The 16,388-nt window shown below is 63.7% G+C and carries 12 protein-coding genes and 1 riboswitch; of the genes, 5 read left to right on the plus strand and 7 right to left on the minus strand.

The window, feature by feature from the left end:
* Window positions 1-135: 135 nt before the first annotated feature.
* A complete protein-coding gene (locus ACO07D_RS12880) occupies window positions 136-990 on the plus strand; it encodes a bile acid:sodium symporter family protein (RefSeq protein WP_421703350.1) in 855 nt (284 codons plus the stop codon).
* An 18-nt stretch (window positions 991-1,008) separates the two neighbouring features.
* Here ACO07D_RS12880 and ACO07D_RS12885 read toward each other — a convergent pair whose 3' ends face one another.
* Genes ACO07D_RS12885 through ACO07D_RS12895 form a run of 3 tightly spaced genes read right to left on the minus strand, consistent with a single transcriptional unit; the run spans window position 1,009 to window position 5,491 of the window.
* The gene (locus ACO07D_RS12885) at window positions 1,009-2,346 is read right to left on the minus strand and encodes an aspartate aminotransferase family protein (RefSeq protein WP_421703351.1); all 1,338 of its coding nucleotides are present in this window, start codon (window positions 2,344-2,346) and stop codon (window positions 1,009-1,011) included.
* On the minus strand, window positions 2,343-3,104 hold the full coding sequence (locus tag ACO07D_RS12890; protein ID WP_421703352.1) for a 3-keto-5-aminohexanoate cleavage protein: 762 nt from the start codon (window positions 3,102-3,104) through the stop codon (window positions 2,343-2,345). The genes ACO07D_RS12885 and ACO07D_RS12890 overlap by 4 nt, the downstream gene beginning before the upstream one ends.
* Window positions 3,101-5,491 (minus strand): GcvT family protein, encoded by a 2,391-nt coding sequence (locus ACO07D_RS12895; protein ID WP_421703353.1) that lies wholly within the window; start codon window positions 5,489-5,491, stop codon window positions 3,101-3,103. The genes ACO07D_RS12890 and ACO07D_RS12895 overlap by 4 nt, the downstream gene beginning before the upstream one ends.
* A gap of 130 nt (window positions 5,492-5,621) precedes the next feature.
* Between ACO07D_RS12895 and ACO07D_RS12900 the strand changes: the two genes are divergently transcribed.
* The 4 genes from ACO07D_RS12900 to ACO07D_RS12915 all read left to right on the plus strand — a co-directional run bounded on the left by ACO07D_RS12900 (window position 5,622) and on the right by ACO07D_RS12915 (window position 10,743).
* A complete protein-coding gene (locus tag ACO07D_RS12900) occupies window positions 5,622-6,509 on the plus strand; it encodes a MurR/RpiR family transcriptional regulator (RefSeq protein WP_421703354.1) in 888 nt (295 codons plus the stop codon).
* A 97-nt stretch (window positions 6,510-6,606) separates the two neighbouring features.
* On the plus strand, window positions 6,607-7,578 hold the full coding sequence (locus ACO07D_RS12905; RefSeq protein ID WP_421703355.1) for a TAXI family TRAP transporter solute-binding subunit: 972 nt from the start codon (window positions 6,607-6,609) through the stop codon (window positions 7,576-7,578).
* A 115-nt stretch (window positions 7,579-7,693) separates the two neighbouring features.
* Window positions 7,694-10,318, plus strand: coding sequence for a TRAP transporter permease (locus tag ACO07D_RS12910; protein WP_421703356.1), 2,625 nt, complete (start codon window positions 7,694-7,696; stop codon window positions 10,316-10,318).
* Window positions 10,315-10,743, plus strand: coding sequence for a universal stress protein (locus tag ACO07D_RS12915; RefSeq protein WP_421703357.1), 429 nt, complete (start codon window positions 10,315-10,317; stop codon window positions 10,741-10,743). The genes ACO07D_RS12910 and ACO07D_RS12915 overlap by 4 nt, the downstream gene beginning before the upstream one ends.
* Window positions 10,744-10,833: 90 nt before the next feature.
* Here the strand turns inward: ACO07D_RS12915 and thiD are convergent, their stop codons facing one another.
* The 4 genes from thiD to ACO07D_RS12935 all read right to left on the minus strand — a co-directional run bounded on the left by thiD (window position 10,834) and on the right by ACO07D_RS12935 (window position 16,350).
* On the minus strand, window positions 10,834-11,628 hold the full coding sequence (gene thiD / locus ACO07D_RS12920; RefSeq protein WP_421705031.1) for a bifunctional hydroxymethylpyrimidine kinase/phosphomethylpyrimidine kinase: 795 nt from the start codon (window positions 11,626-11,628) through the stop codon (window positions 10,834-10,836).
* Between the two features lie 51 nt (window positions 11,629-11,679).
* Window positions 11,680-11,777, minus strand: a riboswitch (TPP riboswitch).
* Window positions 11,778-11,824: 47 nt separating this feature from the next.
* Window positions 11,825-14,041, minus strand: coding sequence for a putative bifunctional diguanylate cyclase/phosphodiesterase (locus tag ACO07D_RS12925; protein WP_421703358.1), 2,217 nt, complete (start codon window positions 14,039-14,041; stop codon window positions 11,825-11,827).
* Window positions 14,038-14,949, minus strand: coding sequence for a phosphate/phosphite/phosphonate ABC transporter substrate-binding protein (locus tag ACO07D_RS12930; protein ID WP_421703359.1), 912 nt, complete (start codon window positions 14,947-14,949; stop codon window positions 14,038-14,040). The genes ACO07D_RS12925 and ACO07D_RS12930 overlap by 4 nt, the downstream gene beginning before the upstream one ends.
* A 189-nt stretch (window positions 14,950-15,138) precedes the next feature.
* Entirely contained in the window at window positions 15,139-16,350 is a 1,212-nt protein-coding gene (locus ACO07D_RS12935; RefSeq protein ID WP_421703360.1) for a multidrug effflux MFS transporter, read from the minus strand.
* Between the last annotated feature and the right edge of the window lie 38 nt (window positions 16,351-16,388).

A 16,388-nucleotide genomic window follows, 5' to 3' on the forward strand; every position in this document is an offset into this window, starting at 1 on the left:
TCAGATCTCCGTTGGTCTGCCCCGTCCTATCGCCAAAGGTGCATCTGCAACTTGACATAAATCAGGAAACGCGACCCTTCAGGTCGGATATGCTGGTGCGACCTGAACCCCACAGAAACGTGACCGGAGACCACCATGGCCGCGCTGCTCGCAAAACTCCTGCCCCTGGGGCTGATCCTTCTGATGTTCGTTGTGGGGCTGCGCCTGCGACCTGCGGCGCTCAGGGGCGTGCTGGGGCGGCCAAAGGCTCTGGCGACCGGGTTGGTGGTGCAGCTTCTGGCGCTTCCGGTTGTCGCACTGCTGCTGGGCACGCTCTTCGGTCTGACCGGCCCGATGCTCTTGGGCCTCGTTCTGGTGGCTGCCGCACCCGGCGGCGTGACCTCGAATTACATCGCGCATCTGGCCAAGGCCGAGCTGGCCCTATCGGCCGCCATGACCCTGGTCACCACCGCGCTGGCTTCGATCACCATTCCGCTGGTGCTGGGGCTGAGCGGGCTGGGTGAGATCTCGGGCGCCTCTGGCCTGACCAAGCTCTCCATGATCATGCTGGTGGTCGCCGTGGCGCCGATGGCGCTGGGCATGGGGTTGGCGACCTGGAAACCGCGCTGGGCCGAGGTCATCCTGGCTGGGCTCGAACCGGTCGCGAAACTGGTTTTCGCAGCGATGGTGTTGGCGACGTTCATACAAAACTGGGGGCCGATGCAGGCCAACCTTGGCACGGTCGGCCCGGCGGTCGTCCTATTGAACCTGGCCGCCCTGGGCCTGGCCTTTGCGGCGGGCCAAGGCATGCGCCTGACCACGCCGGACCGTCGCGCAATCATGGTCGAGGCGTCCTTGCAGAACGTCGCCGTGGCGCTGTTCGTGGCCGGTGCGGTGCTGGGCCAGCCCGCAGCCTCGGTGCCCGCGCTGATCTATGCGATGATGATGAACCTTTCGGCCCTGGTGCAGATCATGGCCGGGCGTCGTGACCCGGCCGTGACCACTGCCTGATACGCCCGATGGCCGCCATCAGAGGGCGGCCATGACCTTGTCGACGGCGCGCCCGAAAGCGTCCAGCGCGCCGTCGAGTTCCGCTTCCGAGGCGATGAACGGCGGGGCCAGCAACACGTGGTCGCCATGGCGCCCGTCCCGCGTGCCGGGCATCGGGTAGCAGATCAACCCCTCGGCAAAGGCCGCTTTCTTCAGCTTACCCGCCAGACCCTTGGACGGATCGAAGGGCGCTTTCGTTGCCCGGTCAGCGACGAACTCCACCCCCCAGAACATGCCGCGCCCGCGGATGTCGCCGACGTGTTCGTGTTGGGCAAACCGGCTGCGCAGGCCTGCCGCCAGATACGCGCCGCGCGCACGGGCCTGAGTGACCAGATTACGCTCCAACAGCTCTGACACCACGGCGAGCCCCGCCGCTGCCGCGACCGGATGGCCGATATAGGTATGGCCGTGCTGGAAGAACCCACTGCCAGCGGCAATCGCATCATAGATCCGGTTGGTACAGAGCATTGCGCCGATCGGCTGATAGCCCGCCCCCAAGCCCTTGGCGATGCACAGGATATCCGGCGCGATGCCCTCGGCGTCACAGGCAAAGAGATGTCCGGTGCGCCCCATGCCGCACATAACCTCGTCGAGGATCAAGAGCACGCCGTACTGGTCGCAAATCTCGCGAATGCGTTTGAAATAGCCCTCGACCGGCGGCACCGCACCCAGGGTGGCGCCGACCACAGGCTCGGCCAGGAAGGCCATGACGTTCTCCGGCCCCAGGCGCAGGATTTCATCCTCCAGCGACTGGGCCGCGCGCTGGCCGTAATCCTCCAGGCTCTCGCCTTCGTGCCGTTCGGCGTACTCGTAGCACGGGTCCACATGGGTGGCGTCCATGAGCAAGGGCGCGAATTGCTCTCGCCGCCATTCGTTGCCCCCGGCCGCCAGCGCGCCCAGCGTGTTGCCGTGATAGCTCTGGCGCCGCGCGATGACCGCGCGGCGGCCCGGTTCGCCGTTTTCGATATGGAACTGCCGGGCCAGCTTCATCGCGCTTTCCACCGCTTCCGAGCCCCCCGAGACGAAATAGACCCGATCCAGCCGTCCCGGTGCATGTTTGATCAGCAGGTCGGCCAGTTGCTCGGCCGGTTCGGTGGTGAAGAAACCGGTGTGCGCAAAGGCCAGCTGGTCGACTTGGTCCTTGACCGCCTGCGCCACGCGGGAGTTCGAGTGCCCCAGGCAGGACACCGCCGCACCGCCGGATCCGTCGAAATAGCGTTTGCCGTCCCGGTCGATCAGGAAACAGCCGTCACCGCCTGCCGCGACGGGCAGATCGGAGTGGCAATGGCGGGGGAAAACATGGCTGTTGTTGCTCATGAGGTGCTCCTTTCCAGCAGGTCGCACAGGGCAGCCACCGAGGCCGCGTTGTCGGGATGAGGCTGGCCGTCGGCGGCCACCAGGCTGTTTTCAAACCCCACGCGCAGGTTGCCGCCTCGTTTGGCGGCAGCGGCCAGGCAGGCATGTTCCTGTGGCCCGAAGGCGCAGAGCATCCAGCTTGGGGCGTCCGGAAGGTCCGTCAGGAACGGGTCCAGCTCGGCCGGGTCCGAGGTCTGACCGACCGCATAGCGACCCAGCACGAACAGCACGCTGTCTTGCCCCGGGCGCACGATGCCTTCGGCCTGCCAGCGTTTCAGGGTCGCTATGTCTTCGGTGTCATAGAGGATATGCTGCACCTCGCAGCCCATCTCGGCACAGGCGGCATAGACGCTCGGCGCCAGCTCCATGTCCCGCGCGGTTTCGCGTACGGCGATGGAGGCCCAGCCGGGGCGCACCTGTTCGAGACAGTCGAGCTGTTGAGCCACGTCGTAGATGCCCACCGCCTCCGTTGTGATCTGCAGCCGCAACCCGGGCACCACGCGGGCCAACTCGTCCAGGGTTTCGCGATAGCGCCCCGCGTCCAGCGAATGCGCGCCTGCCTCGTCGCGCACATGCAGGTGAAGACCATCGGCGCCCGCGGCTTTGCAGGCGCGGGCGGTTTCGACAATCTCGGTGGTGGTGAGGGGCAGGGCGGGATGATCCGCCTTGCCCCGTCTGGCCCCGTTCGGGGCCACCATGATGAAGGGTCTGTGTGTCATGCTTTCATGCGGCTCCCATCCGGGTCGTAAAGCGGCCCCAAGGTGACCGTCGCGTCATAGAGTGTACGGGCGATATCGACCTGTACCCGCGCACCGTCTGCGATGGGTTCGGACATGTGGCCCAGGGCGACTGGTTTGCCTATCCGATAGCCGAAGGCGCAGGAGGAGGTCTGGCCGACGATCTTGCCATGCAGGTAGATCGGCTCATGCCCAAGCGGGACGGCGCCTTCGTCGTCGATGGCAAGCGAGATCACGTGGCTGGAAACCTCGGCCGCACGCTTCTCTGCCAGCACCTTGGCCCCAGTGAACCCGCCCGTCTTTCGGGTGGCGAAGTCCAGCCCGGCCTCAACCGGCGTCACGTCGCTGTCCAGCTCATGGCCCATGGCGCAGAAACCCTTTTCGATCCGCATCGAGGTCTGGGCAAAGAGGCCTGCGGGTTTGGCGCCCGCCTTGGTCATGGCGGCGTAGAGCGTGGGTGCGTCGGAGGCGTTGCAGGTGATCTCCCACCCCGCTTCGCCGACATAGGACAGACGTGCGGCACGCACCGGCACGCCGGCCAGGGTCGCCTCGGCCTGTTTGAAATAGCCGATCCCATCCAAGTCGCCGCCCAGTTCGCGGGCGATACGCGCGGCCTCCGGGCCCATCAGTCCCAGCACGGCGTAACGTTCGGTCTCGTCCGTCAGGCGCACGTCGAACCCTTCGGCGGCGCGGGTAAACCAGGTCAGGTCACGCCTGATGGCATTGGTGCCGACGAAGAGGCGATAGTGGTCCTCCGCGATGCGCTGCGCGGTGATGTCGCTTTCAAACGTGCCGCGTTCATTCAGTACGGCGGTGTAGATGACGGACCCCGGTGCCCGGCCCATGTAGCCCGCGCAGGTCTGCATCAGGAAGGCTTCGGCATCCGGGCCGGTCACGTCGATCTTGCCAAACGGAGATGCGTCGAAGATCGCCGCCGCCTCATGTGCGGCCTTCACTTCGGCGGCGACGTTGTCGAACCAGTCGGGCTTGTCGAAGCGCAGGGTCGGCTCGGCGGTCTTGCCGAAATAGAGCGGCCGCTCCCAGCCATAGAACTGCCCCATATGCGCCCCTGCCGCCTTGAATTCAGCATCCAGCGGCAGGGCGCGCAGGTTCCGGGCTGTGACAAGCTGTTTGCCCGGATAGGCAATGTCGTAATGGGTGCCCAGGATCTCGGGCGCGCGGGCCATCAGGTGGTCGATATTGTTGAAGACGGGCGCGAAGCGCTTGGCGTCCGCCTCGGTCAGGTCATAGGCCGTGTGGCCGTGCACGATGGCATGGGCCAGGTTCATGCCCGCCCCGCCGCCCGAGGCCAGGCCGACCGAGTTCATGCCACAGCCCAGGAACAGCCCCTTGGTTTCGGCGGTTTCGCCCAGCATGAAGGTGCCGTCGGGGGTAAAGCTCTCGGGCCCGTTCAGCAGCATCTTGACCTCGGCCGTCTCCAGCGCGGGCAGACGGTTCAGGGCCAGTTCCATCATCGGTTCGAAATGCTCCCAATCCTCAGGCAGCAGGCCAAATTCGAAGCTTTCGTTCAGCACGCCCGGGGCAATCGGCTTGCCCATCGGTTCGAAACAGCCGACCAGCAGCCCGCCCGAGTCGTCGCGGATGTAAAGGTGGCTGTCGTGGTCGGACAGGGTCGGGGTGTTGCCGACGACCCCGTCGATGGGCTTGGTCAGCAGATAGAAATGTTCACAGGCCAACGCAGGAACCTCGGCCCCCGCCATGGCACCCGCTTCACGTGACCAAAGCCCGGTACAGAGCGCGATGGCGTCACACATGACGGTGCCCTGGGTGGTCTCGACCCCCTTGATGCGGCCGTTTTCCGTCAGGATGCCAGTCACACCGGTGCGCTCGAAAATCTTCGCGCCCAGGGGCTTGGCCGCCTTGACCAGCGCCGCGCAGACGTCCGAAGGGCTGACCCGCCCGTCATCGGGCGACCAGACCGCGCCCAGCACGTCATCGGCATTCATCAGGGGCCAGCGTTCCTTGGCCTCACCGGCCGAGATCGAGGTCGCCTCGATCCCATAGGCATGGGCCAGAGCCTCTTGCCGTTTCACGTGCACCAGCCGGTCGGGCGTGGTGGCAATCGACAGGCTGCCCCTCTGGATCCAGCCGACATTCTGGCCGGTCTCTTCCTCCAACTGGGAATACAGGTCCACCGAATACTGGATCATGCGCGTCAGGTTCTTGGAATGACGCAGGGCGCGCACCTGGGCGGCGGAATGCCAGGTGGTGCCGGAGGTAAGCGCGTTGCGCTCCAACAGGATGGCGTCGCTGACGCCCATCTTGGCCAGGTGATAAAGGGTCGAGCATCCCATGATGCCGCCGCCGATCACGACGACGCTGGCATGGGAGGGCAGGGGGGAGGACATGGGTAGGGTTCCTGTTCGTCCGCTGGTGTTTCACTGGCGAAAAAGTCTTGGCGGAAAATCAAAATCAGTCAACGAAGCGGAAAAATAACGTATGTTTTGACGAGGAATCGCGCCGGAGGAGACGAATCGCATGGATCCCACCCTGAAAAATCGAACGATTTCAGCGTTGAAGCGCGAGTTGCCCGAGCTGTCTCCGCGTCTGAAGGCGGTGGCGAAGTATATCGTCGACCACCCGTCGGACTTCGGTCTGGACCCGATCCGCGAGACCGCGCGCAAGTGTGGGGTGTCGACATATACCTTGGTGCGCATGTCCGAACGCATGGGGTTTTCCAGCTATGAAGAGATGCGGGAACCTTTCCGCCATGCGCTGGTTTCTTCGACCGCTTTTGTAGAGCGACCGGAGTGGGTGGATGCCCTGCGCGCACGCGGCGAATTCGGTCGGGTGCAGGCCGAGGCCTCGGTCAATACGATGGCGATCGTGCAACGCTCGCTGGAGCGCCAGACGCCCGAGCAGATGGAGCGGGTAGCCGCCATGTTGCTGGATGCGCGCAATGTCTACCTGACCGCCGTCAGGGCCAGCTATGCCATGGCCTATTACTTCCACTACGTGGGGCGTATGGCCTTGCCTTCATTGCAACTTATCCCGCGCCACATGAACAGCGCGATTGACGAGTTGAACTACGCAGGCGCCGGCGACGTGATGATCGCCATCACTTTTACCCCCTATTCGCGTGAGACGATCGAGGCCTGTAAATTCGCCCGAGAACGGGGCGTGAAACTGATCATGGTGTCTGACAGCGACGTGATTTCCAGCGATTTCACGGCGGATGAGACGCTGGTCGCTTCGGTCATTTCGACGCACCATTTCGGATGTTACACGGGTGCGATGGCGATCATGGAAAACCTGCTGGCGCTTCTGGTCAAACTGGGCGGAAATGAAGCTAGGCAACGAATCAAATCCTATGAGGATCTGCGCAAGGACAACAACGCCTACTGGATTGCGCAAAAAAAACATTAGTTTTCGCGTGACAGGGGAAAAAACTTCGCAGACGCTCTTCGGTACCAAAACACAAGCGCGCCAAGCGCTGACGTATCTGTAAGTGGGAGAAACACAGATGAATATCAAACATGCATTCGGTGGCGTGGCCGCCGCGGTCACTCTGACCCTCGGCGGGGCTGCCATGGCGGCGGACCAGCAATTCGTCACCATCGGCACCGGCGGCGTGACCGGCGTGTATTACCCGACCGGTGGCGCGATCTGCCGCCTGGTGAACAAGGGCCGCAAGGATCACGGCATTCGCTGTTCGGTCGAATCGACCGGCGGTTCGGTCTACAACACCCGCACCATCCGCGCCGGTGAGCTGGACTTCGGCATCGTGCAGTCGGACGTGCAGGCTGCGGCTGTTGCTGGCACCGGCAAGTTCTCGGACGATGGCGCCTATCCTGAACTGCGCGCCCTGTTCTCGGTCCACCCGGAACCGATGCACCTGATGGCCCGCGCTGACAGCGGCATCGAAAGCGTTGCCGATCTGGCTGGCAAGCGCGTGAACATCGCCAACCCCGGTTCCGGCACCCGCGTTCTGGCGGAAACCCTGATGAAATACTCGGGCCTGACCGCTGCCGACTTCTCGCTGGCCGCCGAGCTGAAATCGTCCGAACAGGCCGCCGCGCTTTGCGACGGCAAGATCGACGCGACCATCTGGGCTGCCGGTCTGCCGAATGGCTCCAGCCAGGAAGCGACCTCGTCCTGTGACGTGAAGATCATCCCGCTGGCCGGTGAAGGCATCGACAACCTGCTGGCCGAAAACTCGGCCTATGCCGCAGCCACCATCCCCGGCGGCATGTACCCGGGCAACGCCGACGACATCCCCTCCTGGGGCCCGAAAGCGACCTTCGTGACCTCGGCCAACACCCCGGATGACGTGGTGTACGCGGTGGTTTCGGCGATCTTCGAGAACTTCGAAGACTTCAAGAAGCTGCACCCCGCCTTCGGCCGCCTGCAGGAGAGCGAAATGGTCGTGGACGGCCTGACCGCCGAGATCCACCCGGGCGCCCTGAAATACTACCAGGAGCGCGGCTGGAAATAAGCGCTTGACCGCTTGAGAAACTGCGACCTCCGGCGCCCATGAGGCGGCGGGGGTTTTCGTGCTTTCACGCCCTGGACAAAGATCCGGGAGAACAGACGGGGAAAGAGGGGAACAGATGTCACAAGTACATTCGGATGCGCAAAAGGAAGAACAAGACAGCGCATTGGAAGATTTCATAGCCGACAGCGATACTGGCGGGCGCCAGCCTGACGGTGCTTTCGGAAAGGCCGCGCTTTGGTATATCCCGCTGGTCTGGTCGCTGTATCAGCTCTGGATCGCGTCACCGCTGCCCTTCATCCTGAAGGTCGGCGTGTGGAACGACACCCAGACGCGGGCGATCCACCTTGGTTTCGCGGTTCTCTTGGCCTTCATCGCTTTTCCCGGGCTGAAGGGCAGCCCCCGCCACCGCATTCCGATCCCGACCTGGGTCATGGCCGTGGTCGGCGCGCTGGCTTCCTCCTACCTGTTCTACAACTATGTCGGCGTGGCCAACCGCACCGGCAACCCGAACACGCTGGACCTTGTCGTCTCGGTCGTCGGCATCGTGTTGCTCATGGAGGCCGCGCGCCGGTCGCTGGGCTTCCCGCTGATGGGCGTCGCGCTGTTCTTCCTGGCCTATGTCTTCTTCGGATCGTGGTCGGGCCTGCCGGAGGTGATCCAGTGGAAAGGCGCTTCCATCAACAAGGCAATGAGCCACATGTGGCTGACCACCGAGGGCGTCTTCGGTGTGGCGCTGGGCGTCTCGTCCGGCTTTGTCTTTCTTTTCGTGCTGTTCGGCGCGCTTCTGAACCAGGCAGGCGCAGGCAACTACTTCCTGCAACTGGCCTTTGCCGCATTGGGCCACCTGCGTGGCGGCCCGGCGAAGGCGGCGGTCATTGCCTCGGCGGCGACCGGGCTGATCTCGGGCTCGTCGATTGCCAACGTGGTCACCACCGGTACCTTCACCATCCCCTTGATGAAGAAGGTCGGCTTCCCGGCCACCAAAGCCGGCGCGGTTGAGGTGTCGTCTTCGATCAATGGCGTGCTGACCCCGCCCGTCATGGGCGCGGTGGCCTTCCTGATGACCGAATATGTCGGCATCTCCTATATCGAGGTGGTCAAGACCGCTATCGTGCCTGCCGCGATCTCGTATGTCGCATTGGTCTATATCGTGCACCTTGAAGCGCTCAAGATGGGCATGACCGGCACCTCGCGCATGCATCCGGTCAAGTTCATGCTGGGCGCGATCTTCATCATCGCCTCGTCGATCGTCATTGCTGGCGGTACCCTGTTCCTGACCGGCCTGATCGTCGATCTGCTGCAAGGTGCGCTGGGCGGGGCCTCGACCTGGGTGATCGTGGTGATCATGGCGGTGTTGTACGTGTTCGCCGTGCGCTTTGCCGCCGGGCAGAAGGACCTGGAGATGAGCCTCGAGTCCATGCAGCACCTGCCGCCGACGCGCGAGATCTTCAAGACCGGCATCCACTATATCATGCCGATCCTGCTGCTGATGTACCTGCTGATGATCGAACGCAAATCGCCCGGCCTGTCGGCCTTCTGGTCGGCCATCGCCATGCTGGTGATCCTGGCCACGCAGAACCCGCTCAAGGCTTATTTCCGCGGTCAGAGTGACATTGGCGCGCAGTTGCGTCAGGGGTTTGTGGACATTGCTGATGGTCTGATCATCGGCGCGCGCAACATGATCGGCCTGGCGGCCGCCATGGGCGTGGCAGGGATCATCGTCGGCGCCGTGACCCTGACCGGCATCGGCCAGGTGATGGCGGAGTTCGTCGAATTCCTGTCCGGCGGCAACCTGCTGGCGATGCTGTTCTTCGTGGCGCTGATCTCGATCATCCTTGGCATGGGTCTGCCGACCACGGCGAACTACATCGTCGTCAGCTCGCTGATGGCCGGTGTGGTCGTGGAACTGGGCGCGCAGAACGGGCTCATCGTGCCACTGGTCGCGGTGCACATGTTCGTCTTCTACTTCGGGATCATGGCGGACGTGACGCCACCGGTCGGTTTGGCGAGTTTCGCTGCCGCCGCGATTTCGAAGGGCGATCCGCTGCGCACCGGTTTCCAGGCGTTCTTCTACTCGATCCGTACGGCGCTTCTGCCCTTCCTGTTCATCTTCAACACGGATCTTCTGTTGATCAATGTGGGGCCGGTTCAGGCAGTTTTCGTCTTTGTTGTTGCGCTGATTGCGATGCTTTTGTTCGCGGCGGGCACGATGGGGTACTTCATGACCCGATCGCGCCTGTGGGAGAGCGCGGTTCTGCTGCTGGTGGCCTTTACGCTGTTCCAACCGGGGTTCTGGCTGGATCGCGTGGCGCCCAAGTACAATGTCCTGCAAGGGCAGGAGGCGCTGGCGCTTCTGGCCGAACAGCCCGATGGGGGCGAGGTACGCCTGTCGATTAGCGGGCCTGACTTCCTGAGCGGTGAGACGGTCCCGACCACGGTGATCCTGCCAACCAAGGCGGGGGATGCCGAGGGAGCGTTGATGGATCAGGGCCTGGCTGTGATGGAAGAGGATGGGCAATTGGTCCTGGAAGAGCCCTTCCCGGGGTCGCCACATTTCGACACGTTGGGCAGTGACTATGACTTCTATGGCGATATCCCGGTCACCATTGCCGGGATCGAGTTCGAGAACGAGCGCCTGCCGAAAGAGCTGTTCTACATCCCAGCGCTTGCGCTGTTTGCCGCAGTCTATCTGTTGCAGATGCGGCGCAAGCAGAGCGAAGAGGAAGGAGTGCTGGCATGACCGAACATGTTCTCTGTGCCGTGGACCTGACCCATCTGGAGGCGGAGAAACCGCTGCTTGGACGGGCGGCCGAACTGGCCGAGTTTTATGGTGCATCGCTGTCCGTGGTGACAGTCGTTCCCGACTACGGCATGTCGATTGTCGGGTCCTACTTTCAGGAAGGCACGATGAAGTCGGCAGTGGCCTCGGCCAATGAACAGCTGCATGCTTTCGTGGCCGAGACCCTGCCGGAGTTCGGTAAGGTGCAGCATATTGTCGAAGTCGGCACTGCCTATGAGCAGATCCTGGATGCGATTGAACGCTCGCAGGCGGATCTGGTTGTGGTCGGGGCACACAAGCCGAACCTCATGGACAAGTTGCAAGGGCCGAACTCGGCCCGCGTGGCGCGCAAGGCGCCCTGTTCGGTTCTGGTGGTGCGCGACTGATCTGTCGGGACGCCCCGGCGCGCCCCTGCTGCCGGGCGCGCCCACCCGCCCACCCCGCGCCCGCCATCAGGCGCGCGCCGGGGCGGAGCGTTACTTTCTGAGTGCAAAGAAATGATCGGTCGGGCCGTGACCTCGGCCCACTGACAGCGCATCGGCCGCCCGGATCGCGCCGAGCGTATAGGTCTTGGCAGCTTTCGCAGCGGTAAGGAGATCGCTGGTCATGGCAAGCTGTGTGGCCAGGGCAGACGACAGGGTGCAACCGGTGCCGTGGGTGTTACCAGTCGAAAGGCGCGGGGCGTCGATCCAGTGGCTGGCGTCGGGAGTGACCACGAGGTCCGGACTGTCAGCACCGTCCAGATGGCCGCCTTTCAGAAACACCGCATCGGGCCCGAGGTCCAGCAGAGCCCTGGCCTGAGCTTCCATCTCGCTCCGGGTGGTTGCCTCGGCACACTCCAACAGATCCGCAGCCTCGGGCAGGTTCGGGGTCAGTATTGTGGTCTGGGGCAGAAGCGCACGCAATGCGTCGAGAGCCGCATCGGCCAACAGGCGGCTGCCGCCCTTGGCCACCATGACCGGGTCCAGCACAACGGGGGCATCCTGTTGGGTCAGGCAATCGGTCACGGCGCGGATAATCGCGGCGTCTCCCAGCATGCCGATCTTGATCGCACCGACGCAGATGTCATCAAGGACGGCCTCGATCTGAGCGCGGACGAATTCCGGGTTGATGAGCTGTGCCCCATGAACCCCGCGCGTGTTCTGGGCGGTCAGCGCTGTCACCACGGCCATCGCATAACCGCCATTGGCCGCGATTGCCTTGATGTCCGCCTGGATACCCGCCCCGCCGGAGGGATCGGAGCCCGCGATGGACAGGACGTTGGGAACCATGAGGGCTGGGTTGGTCACGGTCATCTCCTCGTAGCGCTACGGAGGGGCACACGTGAGCCACGCGCGACTTCCTCCGTCGGCATGATCCGGGTCAGGTTCAAAGGGTGCTTCTCAGCCCAGGCCTTTGCCGGGCGCCCCTGTCACGAAGCCCAGATAGGGGCAATTGGGTCGCTGCGCAAAGCGAAAAAGCGGAAGGTCAGGCGGGATCGGTCTGCTGGGTGGCGGCCAGCCAGGTGCGATAGGCATCCTCGGCCATCGGTTCGGCCAGCAGGAACCCCTGGGCGCTATGGCAGCCATGCGCCTTCAAGAAGACCAGCTGTTCCAGCGTCTCGACCCCTTCGGCCACGACCTCCTTGTCGAGCGAGATCAGCATCTGCAGAACCGCCCCCAGCAGCCGTTCAGCTCGGGCATCCGCGCCGATTCCATCCAGCAGGCTGCGGTCGATCTTGAGGCGGTCGAAACGCATGTCCTTGAGCCGCCCCAGGTTCGAATACCCAATGCCGAAATCATCGACCGCAAGACGATAGCCCGCGTCGCGCAGCCGGGCCAGATTGTCGTCGAGCGCTGTTTCGCCCGATGTGGCGGTGCGCTCGCTGATTTCCAGTTCGATACGGGTCCCCGGAACGGATGCCTTGTCGATGCATCGCAGGAGGGTGTTGATCAGATCGGCATCCGCCAGCTCCTCGCCAGACAGGTTCATGGCGATGATCGGAGGCGCGAGGCCTGCATCAGCCAACCGTCCGGCCAGGTCAAACATCAGCCCCGCGACACGTTCGCCAATTGCCGGCATCAACCCGCTGTCCGAGGCGAAAGGGAGGAACTGCGACGGGGACAGAAGTCCGCGTTTGGGGTGTTGCCAACGTAGCAAGACCTCGATCCCGCTGATCTGCCGTGTGGTGAGGTCCAGTTGCGGTTGCAGATGCAGGACCAGGTCCCCCATGGCGATCCCGTCACGCAGTTCTGCGATCAGTGCTTGGCGTTGCAGGAACTGCGCATGGTGTTCCTCATCGTAGAAACAGTAGGTGTTACGCCCCGCCTGTTTGGCCTGATACATTGCAACATCAGCTTGTTTCAGAAGGTCTTCGGCGTTGGCGGCGTGGTTGGGATAGAGTGCGATGCCGATGCTGGCGGTCGTGCGAAATCGCACCGCGTCAAGTTGGAAGGGCTGATCCATGCGCTTGAGGATCAACTGTGCCAGCTGTTCGGCCTGATCGGCGGGTGTGACGATGGTAAACTCGTCGCCGCCAAGGCGGGCGATGGTGGCAGTGCTGTGCAGATCCAGGCCCGAGTGGCCGTTATGGTCCGCCTCTGGCCCCCGATGGAAGCCTTTGTGCGTCCCCCTGTCGAATCCCGTGTCGACCTCGACGTCGCCCCTTGCGTCTGGCAATGGGGATTCTCCGTCATGAATGCTCAACCCCAGGGCGCCGACGCAGCCGCGCAGCCGTTCGGCAAAGTGGAGAAGCAGTTGGTCGCCCGCGTGATGCCCGTGGGTGTCATTGACGGTCTTGAACCAGTCGAGGTCCAGAAACAGGACCGCCAGATCCTGTCCCTCATCGCCCGCTTGGGCCACGAGCCCATCCAACGTGGCATTGAGCCAGTTTCGGTTCGGAGTCCCGGTAAGACGGTCGCGATAGGCCACGGCTGCCGTGGCCTGCATGGCGCGTCGCAAGGCCTGCAGCATGGCGTTGAACGAGGTGGCGAGGCTCTGCAACTCGTCACCTGTCTGGATATCTATGCGTTGATTCAACTGCCCGGCGGCGGCCTGGCGGGTGGCCCGGGTCAGGTGATCGAGCGGCCCGACGATCCGGGCGGCGATTGCCAGACTCAGGGTCAGGCCGATGGCCAGAACCAACCCGCCAAAAATCAGATTGCCGCGCCACAGTTCGCGCAGATTATTGGTCCAGGTCTCGCGCAGTAGGTTTACGCGGATGGTGCCGTAGTGGGTCGGCCCCGCAATGATTGGCTGAGCCAGGCGAACCATGACTTCGTCCTCGTAGCGGACAAGTCTGCCCGAACGGCGGGCCTGGACGACAAGCGCGTCGTCAACCCGGGTCAGGAACTTGCCCTGATTGGTGTGGCCTGCGTCGACCATCAGAAGATCGCGTGCATCGACGAGGAAGATATCAGCGATCTCTTCCTGGTTGCTCCACTGTTCGAAAATGGTCTCAAGCTCGGCGGGCTGCCCGTCCAGAAGCGCGGGCAGGCTGACTTCGGTCGCGAGATCCAGAAGATGGCCAATCTGCTGATCCATCCGGCTTTTTACAAGCTGCGCCTGGATTCGGCTGTTGTTCACGACCAGGCCCAGGATGATAACCGTGATCAACAGGCTGAAGGACAGGGCAAGGCGCCGACCCAGACCGGCGCGCAGCACGCGGTGCAGAGGGTGCAACAGGCGACGAGGCGGCCGGGTCACGATCCGGCCTCGATCAGCCCGTGTGCCGTCAGCCGATCCAGCAACGCATGGATCGGCGCAAAGGTCGTTTCGGCCCCATCCGGGAAGGTGTCGAACCTAGTGGTCTTGTGAAAGCGATGCATGACCTCGCGCCCGGTCTCGCTGTGTTCCAGCCCAGTCAGAAGGGCGCTCAGGCGGGCGACCAGATCCGGGTCCATGTCGGCCCGGTGCAGCACCACCTGGCGCGGCACGTCGATGCTGGTGGCAAGGACACGGAAGGCACCCGGCTGCGTCTCGCGCAGGATATCCAGCCCGCGCGGGTCGGTGGCGCCCGCATCAATCCAGCCGCGGGTCAGCCACAGGACCGTGTTCTTGTCGTCACCGGTAAAGACGTAGCCTGCGGCATCGGGCGGCGGGGGGAGTTCGCGATGCTCAAGCTCGGTGACCGGTACCCCGCGGTCCAGCAGCAGACCCGCGGGCAGTAGAAAGCCCGAGGTGCTGTCCGGGTCCTGAAATCCGATGCGCCGCCCCTTGAGGTCCGAAACATTGCGGATCGGGCTGTCCGTGGGCACGATAATGACGGAGTGATAGCGCGCCACACCGCGTTTCCAGCGTCGAAGGAAGGGCTGCGCGCCGGACCATTGCGCCACCAATCCGGCGACCAGCGGGCTGTCGAAATAGAGATCAACCTCGCCGTCGCGCAATGCGTGCGCCATGGTTTTGGCATCCTCCAGCACCGTGATGCGCACCTCGGTAATCCCGTCCTCTGTCAGCGCTTGGGCTAGGTGGCTCGCGAGGGGGGTAAAGCGGTCCACATGTTTGCGGATATTGTCGTTCACGCTGCCCAGAACCAGCACGTCGGCCTGGGCTGGCATGCTTGAGAGCAGCGCTACGGCCAGCAGCCCGCCCAAGAATGTGCGTAAAGTCATGCCTGTATCCTTCCAGTTTCTTCGGTACGTCGAAGGGACTCGTCAGATCACGAACACCGTTTTTGGCGTGCACTCATGCGGAGAAGGTCTCGCGCGCTTCTCTCTCAAAACGAGACGATAGGCAGCAGTTTACGTAAAGGCAAAGGAAAGCTGCGCAAAGGTATAATTTTGTCGGCAAAATGAATGAGTTCACTGTGGCCGGGCGACAACCCCGCGCCGGTCCAACAGGCGCCCCGTCACCAGGACCGCCACCGCCAGCCCCGCGAAAAGTGCCATGGTCAGGCTGATCGCCAGGTGGGTGCCGTCGAACAGCGACGAGGCGATGAAGGCACCAAGGCTGGCCATGACCATCTGCAATGCGCCCATAAGCGAGGCGGCAAACCCGGGCATGTCGCCCGCTGGCTCCATCGCTGCGGCCATGGAAGTGGGGAAGATGATGCCGAAAGCCGCCACATACACGCATACCCCACCCCAGAAGAGCGGCAAGGACGGGTCGGTGAAGCTCAGCCCCAGGTTCACCAGGCCGCCGAGACCCAGCAGCGATACGGCCACGGTGCCGACCTGGCGCAGGTTCATTCGGTTCAACAGCTGTCGGGCAAACAAGGCCCCGGACATGTTCACCATGGCGACAATGGCGAAGAGCGCGCCAAAGGCTTCGGGGGACACGCCGTAGCGTTGCTCGGCAATGATCGCGCCGGTCGCGCCCACCGAGACATAGCCGCCGAAGGTCAGCCCGCCCACCGCCATCGGTACCAGAAAGGCGCGGGTGGTCAGAAGGCGTTTGCCTGCTGTGCGGATGAAGCCCAGGGTAAAGCGTTCCGGCCGCCGCGCCCCGCCGGTCTCGCCCAGGGCGAACCAGGTGTAGGCGGCGAAAACCATGGCCAGCACCGCGAGGAAAACGAAGATCGCGCGCCAGGAAAACAGGATCAGCAGGCCCGAGCCCAGCACCGGTGCGAACACCGTGGCGAGCGTCAGGATCGCGCCCAGAACGGTCATGATCCGTGCAGCCTCTTCCCCGTGAGCCACGTCGCGCACCATGGCGCGGGCGATGATCGGCGAGGCGCCGAACAGGCCCTGCACGAAACGTGCGCCCAGCAGGAACTGGAACGAGGGGGCCATGGCGCAGGCCAGTGAGGCGGCGGTAAAGCCCGCCAGCGTCATAAGCAGCGCCCGCCGCCGTCCGAAAGCGTCCGAGAACAGACCCCAAAACAGCTGCCCCATCGCATAGGCGATGAAATAGAGCCCGACCAGCAACGCGCCCTGTTGCTCAGGCGTGTCGAAACTGCGCGCAACCACACCGGTCGAGGGCAGCACAATGTCCACGCTGACAGCGGTCAACGCGGTGATGCCGCCCAGAAAGATCACCGTATCGGTGCGGTCGAAGGCAGGTTTTGCGGCCATGGGGGCTCCGAAGGAAAACGCCCCGCCGGGTTGGGCGG

The sequence above is a fragment of the Aliiroseovarius sp. genome (assembly GCF_965228805.1).
Taxonomy (GTDB): domain Bacteria; phylum Pseudomonadota; class Alphaproteobacteria; order Rhodobacterales; family Rhodobacteraceae; genus JASBTN01.